Below are 14,944 nucleotides of genomic sequence, written 5' to 3'. Positions count from 1 at the left end.
AACTATGTCAATTTTCAAAAAAAATAAAAATACAGAAATGCTAGCCCAAAGTGATGTAAAAAATCATGAAGCATTAAAGGGAAAAATAGTTGTTGGAACAGAAGACGATTTTAAGCCTAATACACTAAAGAAAAATTGGGCTGCATTCTTTGAAAATAATGCAGCTTTGGTTGCGCCACCTTTTCATAGTGGCCAGTTGACGATGCATTATCGTAAGATAAAAAAATTACTTTTGCCTGAAAATAAATCTCAACAGGAGAAGCGCTCGCATGTCTTTATGGTGACCAGTAGTATCGCTTCTGAGGGAGTATCAACAACTGCTTTTAATTTAGCGACTAATTTTTCACTTGAGCGAGAATATCAAGCAATTATTGTGGATGCTTGTGGTGGTGCTAATAGCCTAAGTGCGCAGCTTAAGGCAGATGCTTTGCCAGGATTAATGGATTTTTTGGAAAATAAGCACGTGCTTACCAACATTATTCATACTTTACCTGTACCACAGCTCTATTTTATTCCGCATGGTCGTTTGAATCCTTGTCGTTCAGAGTACTTTGATAGCGTTCATATGCATGAATTTTTTAGCCAAATACAAAACATGTGTCCAAGAATTTTTGTGATCATTGATGCCCCTCCATCGTATGTCGATCCAGCAAGTAAAATATTATCTCAGTATTGTGATCGTATTATTTTTGTTAATAACATTTTAAAGACTCCGCAAAGTGTATTAAAACAAAGCTTGCAAGCAATGCCTATGGATAAAATAGCGGGTATTGTTGCAAGTCATGCCTCTTTATTTCCTCAATCTCTTACATAATCGCTAGATTGTCAGTTAATGAGCCTTAATATTTTGAGAACTCGAATATGCCCTTTACAGATGAATCTTACCCGCAAAGGGGCACAATGTCGGTGTTGTTGGCTTCGCGAATCTCACAATCGTCATGTATTTTGTATACACGCCTATTGCTCGAACGCTTGCCACCTAACCGAAGAATCATCTATTGTGGGTATATTATTACTCAGTTTTATTAGCTTTTTTTCTGTAAATACATCGGCTTATTATCATTTGAGTCCTGAGATTTCAGTTTCTCAGTATTATTCTGATAATGTAAAGTTAATGCCACGCAGTATGAAAAAATCAGAATGGATTCTAGAGGTAATGCCAGCACTCTTATTGCAAGCAGAATCGCCTCGTAGCCATATGGATGCGGAGTATTTATTGCAAGGTTTAGGTTATTGGAACAAAAGCCACGCCGATAAAATATATCACCGTGGTAGTTTGCATTATGAGCGTCAAATATCTAGAAAGCATATGGATTTTTCGATGGATGGCATTTATACGCAGCAGGTACTTTATCCAGAAAACCAAGCATTTAGCGGCATGCAAAGTGGCGATAATCGATCAGATGTTGGTAGTTTTCAGTTAGGCCCTGATTTTAGATATTCGTTTGGTCAAAAGATTCGTAGTGATTTGAAAATAAAATATGGCCAAACACATTATCCCTCATCAAACCTATCGCACGTCAATGATTGGCTTGCAGAGGGGGGGGCTTGGATGGGTACGCATGTTCAACGCTTAAGTTCCAGTTTTCAATATCAATACAGAGAGACAGCGCAATCTTATGATTTGACATTAAAAACATTAACACTGAATGGATTAATGCAGTATGAAATTTCAAGACGATTGATTGCGCTTTTCCGTGTTGGCTATGAAGATAATCAAAACCTACGTGGCATACAGCAATCTTTAGATGGCTATCTTTGGTATGCAGGTTTTCAGTATTTTCCCAATAAGCGCACACAAATTACCATTCAAAAAGGTCATCGCTCTTTTGGTGATAGTAGCATTGTCAATGCTTCATGGTATAGAAAGCGTCAAAGCTTTAGCCTTGATTACGGTGAAGAGATTACGACACGTGCTCGGCAACAAATCGATTTTTCACCCCGAGGTAATTTGAATAATATTGTTTTCTCTCCCTCTCAATTTACACCAACACAAATAAACCAAATTTTGATTAGCAAAACTTTAGATGCAGTTTATCGTTACAATTTAGAGAGAGTGCAATTTTCAGTGAATGCATTTCAAAATAAGAATATAGTCTTAGCTTCCTCCTCGGAAGAGAAAGGCAAAGGTGTTAGTTTCTCTGCTGATTATGAGTTTAGACGAAACATACATATTTCTGCAAAAGCCTCTGATGTGTATCAACGTTATTTTAATCAAGAACAAGATCAGCGCTATGTGATGGCGATGGGGATGAGTTGGCAGTTGGCAAGAAGTTTGTCTTTAAGTGGCTCTTATCAGTATTTTTTAAATCATTCCGACAATTATTTTCGCAAGACAGGCGAGAATTTAGCCTCCATCGGTTTTCGTTATGGAGGTTAACAAGGCAGTTAACCCATTTTAAAGTGTCTCTCATTTTCATTGCTTTTACTATCTTGACTTAGAAGATGAACTATTGGAGCTAATCACCTCTTTTCTTGAATGGATATCAAAACGTGCCAATAAGCCAAAATGATCAGAAGGCCAAATCTGCGCATCTGGATCGATTGGGGCTTGACCAATCAATTTAATATCAGTTGCATCCATTGTATTGCTTTGTACTAAAATACGATCAAATCGTTCTTGTTTATGACAACCTTTTAGATTAAAGCGCATTATATTTATATGAGAATCTTCAGTGTATCCTGGATCGTTGTCTTTGAGATGCTTCCAAATGTCAGTTAATGGCATTGGTGCTGAATCGAGTACACTGTTTTCATCCCAATTATCTCCAAAATTAAAGTCTCCTGCAATGAGAGTGCTATCACTTTGTTCTTGAGAGGTTAGAATATTAAATATCGTTTCTAGTTGTGCGATACGGAAGCTTGAATGTTCTTTACCAGAATGCAAATGTACATTATTAACAGATATTGTCTGTGTACCAAACTGTATCTGAGTATTCAATAGAGAATATATTTCGTATCCGGGTAACCCATATGCAGTTGCAGAGATAATTGGGAATTTCGACAGTGTAATTTGGCTAAGACCAAAATAGCTGTGTACTCTATCTGTATTAAAATCTGTTGAATAAAAATTTTTCCGAATAAACGGATCTGCAAGTAATTTATCGGCCCAATCTCTAGAGACTTCTTGCAAGCAGATCACATCAGCATCGATGGTGCTAATGAGCTTTAAAACCGCTTGTGATCTTTGTTTAAATTGAAAATATGGATTCTTGGCATCTTGTGGTGCTCCCCATAGGTTATAACTCAGTACCTTGAGCTGTTCAGGAGAGGGCAATTTAATTGGGGGTGATGATGCAGATTTCCAATTTCCAAACCAGCTTAGCCAAGATTTGATAAATTTCACAGGTTTTAGGGCATGCGTAAATAGTGGTTTGGTTTTAATTTCATAAGGAATAGTGTCTTTGCCCATAATATCCTGCGTATTTAAAATGATTTAAAGTATATGCACTAAAAAAGTGTTAATTATATCAGTTAACAAACCATAAAGTCTATAAAATTGTCTATAATGGCTTAAGAATGCATTGATAAATCTTTAAAATATATGAAAGGATGAGGGAGTAATTTAGAATGCGGCGTTTTCTAAAATATATATTAGTTTTATTCACATTTTCACAGGCAGTTCAAGCAACAGAAGATGCAGATTCATTTTTCCTATTAGATGTGGAAAAAGAGTGCGTATCCACAGATTATTTAGTTAATCATGATTTAAAAGAATATAAACATTCGCCTACTATTATTCCTGAAGGTCAGTTTGTAATTTTTGATTCGGATAAAAATTTTATTTCTGATATTAAAAACATCAAGGATCTAGAAGAAAAAACGAAAAATTTATTTACCAAATATGACCAACCGAATGCTCAACAATTTCATGAAGAGCTCATGAATTATATTACGCCTCAAGCTTTAATCAGTGCGTTAGAATCTGTTTTGGAAAATGATAAATTATTGGACGAAATGGCTGCTCGATCTTATATCCATGTGACGGGCTTTACAAAAATTGTTTTAGTAACTGGTCCCAAAGACAAAGAATATAAAGTACGGTTACATTTGTGGTGGCCAAATGCTGAAAAAGATACAACAAAACTTGTTGTTGAAGATAAACATGCTCATAAATGGAGTTTTGCTTCTAAGATGTATTCGGGAAGCTTTGAAGATCAATTATATTTAATCAATGATGTGCGACCAGATGAAAAGATGGTTTATGACAAATTTATCGAGAAAGTAAATGCTCTTTCTAAAGAAGAACAAAAGAAAGTTTTCGATAGTATAAGTATTATTGAAATGTCTATGTATGGAATGACTCGCTTTCAGAAAGAAAAATTTCGCTGTAGTGTAGATAAGGGATCTGTCTTGACCAAAGAAGATATTATGAAAAAATTTGATCTATCTGAAAAAGATTTTTTTGATGTCATATCTGTACATGAGAGTTATGTAACGTTACCTAATGTATCTGGACAATATGGCTTGAAAAAAATAGGCCTTAAACATTTAGGTTTTCCAGTGGTTCATGAAATTAAAGAGGGACAGTCTTATTTCCATCATTATACCTTAGCTCATCGATTGATCTCTGATCCTGAGGACATGATTGCAACCTTAATTATTACTGCACCTCCGGTTGAAAGCGCGGAGCCTTATTTGCTCATGCGCGGAGAAGAAGGTGAAGATATAACAAAAAATGCACCTATTTTAAGCAAGGAAAGATTAATTTCTGAAATTAAAATGGCTATTGAGCATTTTAAAAAGTTAGAAGCAAAGGAAGCAAAGATTGTTCATTAATCGGTTTTTGTTCAATCCTCTAGAAGTTTTGAATATTTAAAATTTCTAGAGGAGATCTCTGTTTTAGATTACTTTGTTCAGACATTCTTTTAAGAATTTCTCTTTTTGTTCAGTCGTATCTTTTGATAGTAGTAGTGTAATATGCCCCACCTTACGTCCTGGTTTTGCAATTTTTTGATAATCATGCAAATGAACAAAATCATAATTCATCATGCCTTCTTTATCAGGGATAGCACCCAGCAAATTAAACATCTGGAAATGATCTGTGCTTGCGGTATTGCCTAATCCCATGCCAGTGATAGCGCGGAGGTGATTTTCAAATTGACTGGTTTGTGCTCCTTCAATCGTCCAATGGCCGCTATTATGTACACGAGGGGCAATCTCGTTAGCAAAGAGTTGTGTGCCTTTTTGAAAGAATTCAAAGGAAATACAACCCACGTAATCAAGATGTTGTATGACTTTGTCGACATAGATTTTGGCCGTATTAAACATAGGATCGTCAATTTTGTTTTGAGTATGATGCAAAATGCCTTTTTCATGGTAGTTTTGGCAGATATCATAATATCGACAATCGCCATTGATTCCTTTGACAGCGATGATGGATATTTCTCTATCAAAAGCAATAAATTGTTCTGCAATAGCATCATTTAGAAAATCATTTGAAAGCTCGATAATGTCTTGCATAGAATTGATTTTGCATTGCCCTTTACCATCATAGCCTTGACGTCTTTTTTTAAGAACTATTGGGCTACCATGCAATTTAAGAAAATTTTCGAGTGTAGCTTTTGAATCAATGGCTTGATAAGCAACGGTGGGAATGCTCAAATGATCGAACATGGTTTTTTCCAAGAGCCTATCTTGTGTGGTCTTGAGTGCTTTGGTATTGGGGTGTAAGGGCTTACATTTTGCAATCAGTGTTGCTGTTTCTACGGGAATATTTTCATTTTCATAGGTGATGACATCGCAGCTTTCGATGAATGACGCCAGCGCTTCAATATCACTATAGGGCTTTTGAATGACTTGACCTAATTGAGAGACACCATTTTCAAGGCTGGGTTCATAGAAACAAAAATCAAAGCCAAGCGGTATGCCTGCTAATGCCAACATGCGACTTAATTGACCACCACCTAAAATACCAACTTTCATTCATTACTCCGGATATAATTGATTCAAAACGCTTTGTGTTTGTTCGGCTCTAAAATCAGTTAATTGCTTGTCAATCTCAGGATATTTATTGGCAAGAATGGCTGCTGCCAAAAGGGCTGCATTTTTTGCGCCTGCTTTACCCACGGCCAGTGTACCCACAGGTATACCACCGGGCATTTGTACTATAGAGAGTAGAGAGTCCATGCTATTTAAGTTTGAGCTGGGAACAGGCACGCCGAGTACGGGTAAAGTTGTGAGAGAAGAAATCATACCTGGGAGGTGAGCTGCGCCACCAGCACCTGCGATGATGACTTCAAAGCCTTTGGTTTTAGCTGAGTTTGCAAACTCATATAAAAGATGGGGTGTTCTGTGCGCTGAAATCACTTGGGTATGGTAAGGAATATGAAGGTCATTTAAGATATCTGTGGCATTTTTCATCACTTCCCAGTCTGATAATGAGCCATAAACGACTGCGACAAGCTTTTTCATTGAGTGTTTCCTTAAAAATGTGCCATCTATTGAGTGCAGGGCAGTATTTTAACAACTTGCTTAAGGTTTGCCTATTAAGGATGAATGTTGTTAAAATGACTAAACCTTAGTGATTTGTGTATATCCCTCAAAAATGAAACTGATTCTAAACCCGGATGAAATTGTTGTAGCAGCGAATGTGCTTAAATCAGGCCACGTTATTGCTATACCCACGGAAACGGTTTATGGCTTAGCCGCAGATATCACACAAGAGCAAGCACTGAGACAGATCTTTGCATTAAAGCATCGCCCTACCGAGCATCCTTTGATTATTCATATCGCCAAAGATATGAATTTGTCTGATTATGCTGTGAATATTCCTGACTATGTGCAAGCACTTACAAAGGCTTTTTGGCCTGGGCCACTCACCCTTATTTTAGAGAAATCAAACAAGGTATCTTATTGGGTTACGGGTGGACAAGACACCGTGGGTATTCGGATGCCGAATCACCCTGTTGCTTTGGCATTGATTGAGCAGGTGGGCGCACCTTTAGCGGCACCTTCTGCCAATCAGTTTGGCAAAGTAAGCCCTACTTCTTCGCAGCATGTATTGGATGAATTTGGAACATCGGTACGCGTGTTAGAAGGCGGCGAATGTATGGTTGGCATTGAATCAACCATTTTAGATGCAACAGAGCCTACGCAGTGCAGAATATTGCGTCCTGGTATGATCACTATTGAAGATATTCAAAAAGTAGTGGGAGATAGGGTTCTTGTGACTGTAGGTAGTAAACAAAGCCCGCAAGTGTCCGGCTCTTTGAAATATCATTATGAGCCTTCTAAACCTACCTATTTATATGAAAATGAGCAGGAGCTTGCTTTTTTACAAGCATTATATAGCGCTGAGCTATGTATCTTGGCTCAAGCCACGAATACTAATGAGAGCGTAGAATGCTTACAATGGATTCAAATGCCGACTACGGTTGAGCAATATGCACAAAAATTATATGAATCTTTAAGAAGAGCTGATCAATCATCTTGCCAAGCAATTGCAATTCAAGCACCTTCGCGTGCAGTACTATGGAATGGGATCTGGGATAGATTATTAAAGTCTACGGCAAAATCGCAGCATCATTTAAAAGAGATGAATCATGCAATGATGGCAGATATTCCAAGTTAGCGCCTAAGAAACCCACTCTAAAACTACTCACGTACATCTACATTATTTAATTAACTTGCAAATTTTAATGTGGCTGTCCTGCTAATTATGGCTGTCCTAGCAATTGGTGGTCCTAGCAATTGGTGGCAGCCGAGCCACGCAGGGTGCAATTCATTCGTAGGGGCCGGTCTCTGTGCCGGTCCGTCAGGACACAGCGATCCGCCCCTACATGATCTATCTTATCCATTCTTAGTAAAAACGCATTACTGAGCTTAACGTAGCCTTGATAGTGAGAGGGTAAAGCTAGAATGCTATCTGTTTCTCTCATATAGATAAGATCCTTGTCAAAAGACAAGGAGCATGAAATCATAAGTTAAGGATCAGAGTTCTCTAGTTCTCTACATAAAAGGATTTGTAGTATGCCCATTCCTAAGTTGATGTGCATTGCGGGTGCGAGACCAAATTTTGTAAAGATAGCGCCTATATTAAAAGTACTAGAGACTTCTCAATCATCACTGATGCTTCAATTCATTCATACAGGTCAGCATTATGACTCTGACTTGGATGCTTCTTTTTTTGCCTCACTAGAGATTCGTCAACCAGATGAAAACTTAGAGGTTCATTCAGGCACACATGCAGAACAAACGGCCTTGATTATGCAGCGCTTTGAGCCAATCATAGAGCGTTATCAGCCAGATGCTGTGTTGGTTGTGGGAGATGTCAATTCAACCTTAGCCTGTAGCCTGGTTGCTGTAAAAAAAGCGATTCCCGTCATTCATGTCGAGGCAGGATTGCGTAGCTTTGATGATAGTATGCCAGAGGAGATCAACCGTAAGCTGACCGATCAAATAACTGCACTTCATTTTATCACAGAGCAATCTGCTAAAGAGCATTTGCTCAAAGAAGGGATTTCACCTGCAAAAATACATTTTGTTGGTAATGTAATGATTGACTCATTATTCAGTTTTTTGCCCAAAGTAAAGACAGCCTCTGAGATTATAAATGAGAATGGACTATCGGCTGCTGTGCTTGCAAAACACTATGGTATTGTCACATTGCACAGACCGAGCAATGTAGATGATAAAGCAGTGTTTGAAAATATTCTGACCGCATTGCAAACGGTTTCTCAAGATTTACCGCTTATTTTTCCCATGCATCCAAGAACGCAGCAAAAAATAAAACAATTTCGTTTAGAGTCCTATTTTAATAAGCAAAACTTGATTTACACAAAACCGCTGAATTATCTTGAGATCTTAGGGCTTATGAAAACAGCCAAACTTGTATTTACAGACTCTGGAGGGATACAAGAAGAAACCTCTGTATTAAAGGTTCCTTGCTTAACTTTGCGGGAAAATACAGAACGTCCCATTACCCTTGAAAAAGGAAGCAATCACCTAGTGGGCATTAATCCTCAAAATATTATTAAAATGGCTAGGCAATTATTAGAGCATCCTAAGCAAATGATCCACACGCCTCCTTTATGGGATGGTAAAGCGGCACACCGCATTGCAGAGATCCTTGTCCCCTGGATGCATGAAGTTGCATCCAGTAAAAAGGAGCAGAAAGTTGCTTGACGCCAAAACAAAACAAAAATCAGCTATATTAACCAATGCAATGACAGTGGATGTGGAAGATTATTTTCAAGTCAGTGCTTTTGAAAATAGATTTCCTAAAGATGTGTGGTCAATACTCCCAACAAGGGTTGATTACAATACAAGAGAAATTTTAGAATTGTTTAATCAGCAGGGGGTAAAGGCAACTTTTTTTATCCTTGGCTGGGTTGCAGAGAAATTTCCTGCGTTGATTGATGAAATTGTAAAAGAGAAGCATGAGATAGCAAGTCATGGTTACTGGCATCAACGTGTGAATTTACTGACCCCTGCAGAATTTAAAAAAGATGTTTTAAACAGCAAGCAATTATTAGAAGATTTGTCCGGCTTGCCCGTTAAAGGTTATCGAGCACCCACTTATAGTATTAATTTTCAAACACAATGGGCATTAGCTATTCTTGAAGAATGTGGTTTCATCTATAGTTCTAGTATTTATCCCATCAAACATGATTTATATGGTTGGCCATCGGCACCACGCTTTAGCTTTACTTCAACGCCCGGTGGACTGATTGAAATTCCTATTTCCACTGTACAATGGGCTGGGTGTAATATCCCCTGTGGTGGTGGGGGCTATTTCAGATTATTTCCATACGCATTTAGCCGTTGGGCAATCTCTCATCTTAATAAAAAAGAAGGTAAACCCAGTATTTTTTATTTTCATCCATGGGAGATTGATCCGAATCAGCCTAAGCAGACTAATTTAAGTGTCAAAACAAAATTCCGGCACTATCATAATCTTTCTTTTATGAAAAATAAAATTACAAAATTATTAGAAGAGTTTAAGTGGGGAACCATCGATAATGTATTTCTTAGAACCACAAACTACGAAGCAAAGCAGCAATACTCAATCTCTTAATTCTGGATGTGTAAAACAGCTTACTGCGCTTGACTATAAGCGATGGGATGATTTTGTTGATGCGCAAGGTTGCCATCCCTATCATCGAAGCGATTTTAAAAGGATTATGGAAACAACTTTTCATTTTAATACCTATTATTTATTTTTTGAAGCTGAGAATAAAATTAAAGCAATTTTACCCTTAGTTGAGATGAAAAGTTGGTTATTTGGTCATGCTCTAATTTCAACGCCTTTTTTGGTTTACGGTGGGCCTTTGGGAGAAGAAAAAGCGCGTGCACGCTTAATTGAGAAAGCTATTCTCTTAGGCGAGGAAAAAGAGGTTGATTACATTGATTTACGTTGTCAGCATAAGAGAATAGATATTGGATGGAAGCAAGTGCTTTATGTAAATTTCAAACGCCAATTGTGTCTGACACACGAAGAGAATCTGCAGCTCGTTCCTCGCAAGCAACGCGCAGTCATTCGGAAGTCAGAGCAATGCAACTTATCTCATGTCTTTGAAAATAGTATTGATAATTTTTATAATTTATATGCACAGAGTCTCCGTAATTTGGGAACGCCTGTATTAGCTAAACAATACTTTCAAAATTTGAAAACAATATTGCAAGATAAGTGTTCAGTTTTAACCGTTTTTCATAAAAACCAAGCCGTTAGTTCTGTGTTGAGCTTTTACCATCAAGATACCGTGTTCCCTTATTATGGGGGAGGGAGTCCTAAAGCCAGAGCGCTAGGGGCAAACGATTACCTGTACCATCAGTTGATGAAGGCTGCCACAGAGCAAGGCTTGAAGCAATTTGATTATGGGAGAAGTAAGATAGGCACAGGATCCTATCGTTTTAAAAAACATTGGGGATTTGAAGAAACACCCTTGCATTACACCATCATTCCGATCAGCGCAAAATCACCGCCTAATTTAAATCCAACGAATCCAAAATATCAATTCATGATTAAAACATGGCGGAAATTGCCCTTGGTTGTGAGTAACACAATTGGCCCCCTCATTGCCAGGAGAATTGGATGAAACCCATTTTATTATTAGTACATAGGCTGCCATATCCACCTAATAAAGGCGATAAAATTCGCTCTTATCATTTATTAAAGTTTTTAAGGCAGCACCGAGATGTTTATTTGGGAACTTTTATTGATGATCCCAATGATTGGCAATATGTAGAAACAGTCAAAGACTTATGCACAGCGCTTTTTGTATTGCCCAGAAGAAAACATTATCAAGCAATACCTGGATTTGCAAAATCAATTTTTAAAGATACTCCCTTGTCTAATGATTTATTTTATCAGCCTAAAATGCAAAAATGGGTGGATAAAATTCTGTCAGAAAAGCAAATAGACGATAGCATTGTTTTCTCGTCGAGCATGGGACAATATATTCAAAAGCATAAACGCAATCTAAATATACTGATAGATTTTGTAGATGTTGATTCCTTAAAATGGGAACAATACAGCCAGCAGCATAAGGGCATAAAGAAATGGCTTTATAAAAGAGAAGGAAAAACACTGTCCTATTTTGAGCGAAAACTGGCGATTACCAGTGATGTAAATATCTTTGTCAGTGAAAGTGAAGCAAATATATTTAAAAAACGTTCAGGTCTTTTTAAAAATGTGATCAGCATTGCCAATGGTGTAGATACTGAATATTTTAATCCAAGTATTGAATTTAAAAATCCGTATGTGAACAAAGAATTTAAAATTGTATTTACGGGTATGATGGATTATTGGCCCAATATTGATGCTGTGAAATGGTTTGTTACCGAGGTAATACCTGCGTTGCAACAGCAGAGTATTCCCTTTTCATTTTATATCGTAGGTGCGAATCCGAGCCTTGACCTTCAAATGCTTGCTCAAATACCACAGATTAGAATCACTGGCAGAGTTGAAGATATTCGTCCATTTTTAAAATATGCAGATTTAGCAGTTGCACCATTGCGTATTGCGCGTGGTATTCAAAATAAAGTATTAGAAGCCTTAAGCATGAATACACCTATCATGGTGAGTACGGCAGCACTTGAAGGTATAGAGCTACCACAAAACAATCTGGTTAAGATAGCCAATGAAAAAAATGAATGGATTCATCAAATCCAAACGCTGATGAATCAAAGCAACAGGCCATCAGTAAATTCTCATGTAGTGATTGAGCAATGCTATGCATGGAACAATAAGCTAGAACCATTGATACAGTATTTAGATGCAAATGATGATAAATAATAATATTTGGGTGCAGCAAGAGCGCATGCAAATATTCTCTAAAAAACGGATAGAGCCTTATGTCTGTTTGCTGTTTAGCTTTTTAACAGTACTTGTTTTATTTCATGAAAGCTTTGGTACTTTATGGCAAAAATGGATGACTTCTGGTACCTATGCACATGGTTTTTTAATTCCTATTGTTTCTTTATACCTGATTTGGCTTAAAAAAGATGAGGTGGCAAGCTTAACAGTTAAACCAACTGCCTGGGGATTGCTCCCGATTGTTGCATGTATTTTATTATGGCAAGCTGGCAAATTTGCTTATGTGTTGATAGTGCAGCAATTGAGTGTTGTAACGCTTCTGATTGCCTTGGTTTATTTGTTTTTAGGTCGAAAAATCTTTCAATCGCTTTGGTTTCCATTGGCTTATTTATATTTTTGTATACCCTTTGGTAATTTTTTGATTGAACCTCTACAAAATCTCACTGCCTTTATCACAGTAAAAGCTCTAATGCTTTCAGGAATATCGGTTTATGCGGAAGGATGGAACATTACAACCTCGCGCGGTAGCTTTGAGGTTGCTGCTGCATGTAGTGGTATTCGTTATTTGATTGCATCCATTGCCTTAGGAATTATTTTTGCACATTTTGCTTATCGCACATTTTGGCGCAAGACATTGTTTATTGGCTTATGTATTGTCATACCTCTGGTGGGTAATGGGATCAGAGCGTATGGCATCATTGTATTAGCGCATTTTACACATATGAAATTAGCCATTGGCTTTGATCATCTCATTTACGGTTGGCTGTTTTTTGGGCTGATTATGTTGTCGTTGTTTTGGTTGGGAAATAAATTGCGCTCTGAAACAGAGGTAGAAGTGAATGTGCCGCTTAAAAAAATCTGCAACGAATCTAGCAACGCCGAAGATTCACTTGTTGTGAGTATAGATGCCATTAAAAGCTGGATACTTGTCTTGGGATTTGTTGGGTTGCTCGCGATTAATCACTCTTTTTGGGGTAATCTAAACATTGCTCCGATACAGCAAAAAGCTTTTAGCTTTGAGTTATCATCTGCAGATTGGCATCCCATTGAAAAAAAGAGTATAGAATGGTTGCCTGTGTTTCCAGGAGCTGATGAGCGTGTGCTTTCTCATTTTGTAGGCAGAGAAAATAAAGAAATAGACTTATTTTATGCACGTTTTTTGAGTGAGGCCGAAGGTAAAGAGTTAATTGCCTCAAATAATTATTTTTTTGATTCTGGCGTTTGGCGTTTAGCAGCGCATAAAACAACGCAGATGCAGTTTTCAGGAAAATCTATTCGCTGCACTGAATATGATATTTTCAATCGATTTGACCGGCGATTAATCTGGGTCTGGTATCGGGTCAATGGCATTGATACACACAGTCCGATTATAACAAAAATATTGATTGTATTTTTTAAGTTATTAGGGAATTTACAGCCACCCATGGTGATTGCAGTCAGTTCTGGCTATCAATATTATCCAGAGCAGGCGCGCGCAGAGCTAAAAGAATTTTCAACCGCTGTAAATTTGAATATTGATCATGGTTGATAATTATAATGACTAAAAGAGTAAAAATATTACACATTATTTATCAATTAAGCGTCGGTGGGCTAGAAAATGGATTGGTAAATCTGATCAATAGCTTGCCAGAAGATAAATATGAGCATCATATTTTAAGTTTAACAACAGCAAGTCATTTCAAAGAGAGAATTAAAAGTTGTAATTGTATTGTGAGTTGTTTGGACAAAAAAATAGGCCCTTTGTTTTGGTATTATGCGAAAATTTTTCATATTATAAAGCAATATCAGCCAGATATCGTTCATACGAGAAATTTAGCATCGATTGAATGCCAGTTTCTGGCCTTTTTAGCATCTGTTCCAGTACGCTTGCATGGTGAGCATGGACGTGACACGACCGATCTAAAAGGTGAAAATAAAAAAAATCTACGTTTAAAGGCACTGTTAAAGCCCTTTATACATAAATTTATACCATTATCTAAAGAGCTGGAATCTAAGCTTATTGAAAATGCATCTGTGGCACAAGATAAAATTATACAAATCTATAATGGTGTCAATATAAATAGATTTCAAAATCGGTACAAGCGCATAAAAAACTATGTAGAAGAGCCTTTTGTTATTGTAACTGTTGGTAGACTTCAAGCTGTTAAAAATTTTGAGATTTTGATAAAAGCTTTTTCAAGATTGCAGCTAGAAATGCAGACAGAATTAAAATTATGGATAGTGGGAGATGGGCCGCTGAAAGAATCTTTAGTGGCATTGTGCCAAGAACTCACTATAGAAAAAAACGTTATTTTCTGGGGAGAAAGGCAGGATATTCCTGAATTGTTGCAAGAGGCGGATTTGTTTGTATTACCCTCATTGGTTGAAGGTGTTTCAAACACTATTTTAGAAGCAATGGGATGTGGTTTAGCGATTATTGCCTCAGAGGTCGGTGGGAATCCTGAATTGATACAACAAGATTATAATGGACAGCTTTTTGATCCCCATAATGCAATCCAACTGAAGGATATAATAAAAGATTATGTAGTCAATCAATCAATGAGAATACAGCAAGGTGAAAACAGCAGAAAACGGGTAGAGCAGTGTTTTTCGCTTGAGCTAATGGTTGAGCAATATCACAATCTGTATAGTCTTCGTTTTTGAGTGTTAGATGTTTTTGTATCTGTCTTGATGAGCGTAGCGAAT

Annotated in this window: 13 protein-coding genes; 10 read left to right on the top strand and 3 right to left on the bottom strand. The window is 37.3% G+C overall.

Features of this window, described 5'->3' with window-relative positions:
- The first annotated feature begins 4 nt into the window (after window positions 1–4).
- On the top strand, window positions 5–814 hold the full coding sequence (locus CC99x_RS09515) for a P-loop NTPase family protein (RefSeq protein ID WP_057624992.1): 810 nt from the start codon (window positions 5–7) through the stop codon (window positions 812–814).
- A 186-nt stretch (window positions 815–1,000) separates the two neighbouring features.
- Window positions 1,001–2,380, top strand: a complete 1,380-nt coding sequence (locus CC99x_RS09510; protein WP_057624993.1) for a TIGR03016 family PEP-CTERM system-associated outer membrane protein — start codon at window positions 1,001–1,003, stop codon at window positions 2,378–2,380.
- Between the two features lie 48 nt (window positions 2,381–2,428).
- On the opposite strand, the gene CC99x_RS09505 is transcribed toward CC99x_RS09510, so the two are convergent.
- Complete coding sequence (locus CC99x_RS09505; RefSeq protein ID WP_057624994.1) at window positions 2,429–3,412, bottom strand: endonuclease/exonuclease/phosphatase family protein; 984 nt, start codon at window positions 3,410–3,412, stop codon at window positions 2,429–2,431.
- Between the two features lie 158 nt (window positions 3,413–3,570).
- Here CC99x_RS09505 and CC99x_RS09500 point away from each other — a divergent pair, with 158 nt between their 5' ends.
- Window positions 3,571–4,779, top strand: a complete 1,209-nt coding sequence (locus CC99x_RS09500; protein WP_057624995.1) for a hypothetical protein — start codon at window positions 3,571–3,573, stop codon at window positions 4,777–4,779.
- Window positions 4,780–4,842: 63 nt separating this feature from the next.
- Here CC99x_RS09500 and CC99x_RS09495 read toward each other — a convergent pair whose 3' ends face one another.
- The gene (locus CC99x_RS09495; protein WP_057624996.1) at window positions 4,843–5,925 is read right to left on the bottom strand and encodes a 5-(carboxyamino)imidazole ribonucleotide synthase; all 1,083 of its coding nucleotides are present in this window, start codon (window positions 5,923–5,925) and stop codon (window positions 4,843–4,845) included.
- Between the two features lie 3 nt (window positions 5,926–5,928).
- Window positions 5,929–6,414 (bottom strand): 5-(carboxyamino)imidazole ribonucleotide mutase, encoded by a 486-nt coding sequence (gene purE, locus CC99x_RS09490; RefSeq protein ID WP_057624997.1) that lies wholly within the window; start codon window positions 6,412–6,414, stop codon window positions 5,929–5,931.
- A gap of 133 nt (window positions 6,415–6,547) precedes the next feature.
- Between purE and CC99x_RS09485 the strand changes: the two genes are divergently transcribed.
- From CC99x_RS09485 to CC99x_RS09455, 7 genes are all read left to right on the top strand, one after another.
- The gene (locus CC99x_RS09485; RefSeq protein WP_077065456.1) at window positions 6,548–7,573 is read left to right on the top strand and encodes an L-threonylcarbamoyladenylate synthase; all 1,026 of its coding nucleotides are present in this window, start codon (window positions 6,548–6,550) and stop codon (window positions 7,571–7,573) included.
- Window positions 7,574–7,971: 398 nt separating this feature from the next.
- Complete coding sequence (wecB, locus tag CC99x_RS09480; protein WP_057624999.1) at window positions 7,972–9,126, top strand: non-hydrolyzing UDP-N-acetylglucosamine 2-epimerase; 1,155 nt, start codon at window positions 7,972–7,974, stop codon at window positions 9,124–9,126.
- Complete coding sequence (locus CC99x_RS09475) at window positions 9,119–10,018, top strand: XrtA system polysaccharide deacetylase (RefSeq protein WP_200953478.1); 900 nt, start codon at window positions 9,119–9,121, stop codon at window positions 10,016–10,018. Before wecB ends, CC99x_RS09475 begins: the two co-directional genes overlap by 8 nt.
- On the top strand, window positions 9,963–11,039 hold the full coding sequence (locus CC99x_RS09470) for a FemAB family XrtA/PEP-CTERM system-associated protein (RefSeq protein ID WP_057625000.1): 1,077 nt from the start codon (window positions 9,963–9,965) through the stop codon (window positions 11,037–11,039). Before CC99x_RS09475 ends, CC99x_RS09470 begins: the two co-directional genes overlap by 56 nt.
- Window positions 11,036–12,238 carry a TIGR03087 family PEP-CTERM/XrtA system glycosyltransferase gene (locus tag CC99x_RS09465; RefSeq protein WP_057625001.1) on the top strand — a complete coding sequence of 401 codons (1,203 nt, stop codon included), beginning with the start codon at window positions 11,036–11,038 and terminating at the stop codon, window positions 12,236–12,238. Before CC99x_RS09470 ends, CC99x_RS09465 begins: the two co-directional genes overlap by 4 nt.
- Window positions 12,239–12,263: 25 nt before the next feature.
- Window positions 12,264–13,787: an exosortase A gene (xrtA, locus tag CC99x_RS09460; RefSeq protein WP_259596677.1), complete on the top strand. Its 1,524-nt coding sequence runs from the start codon at window positions 12,264–12,266 to the stop codon at window positions 13,785–13,787.
- 8 nt (window positions 13,788–13,795) lie between these two features.
- Window positions 13,796–14,902, top strand: coding sequence for a glycosyltransferase (locus tag CC99x_RS09455; protein WP_057625003.1), 1,107 nt, complete (start codon window positions 13,796–13,798; stop codon window positions 14,900–14,902).
- The last annotated feature ends 42 nt before the right edge of the window (window positions 14,903–14,944 follow it).

Source organism: Candidatus Berkiella cookevillensis, assembly GCF_001431315.2.
Classification (GTDB): domain Bacteria; phylum Pseudomonadota; class Gammaproteobacteria; order Berkiellales; family Berkiellaceae; genus Berkiella_A; species Berkiella_A cookevillensis.
Note: the sequence above shows the minus strand (reverse complement) of the source record. Positions and strands in the feature narration are given on the sequence as shown.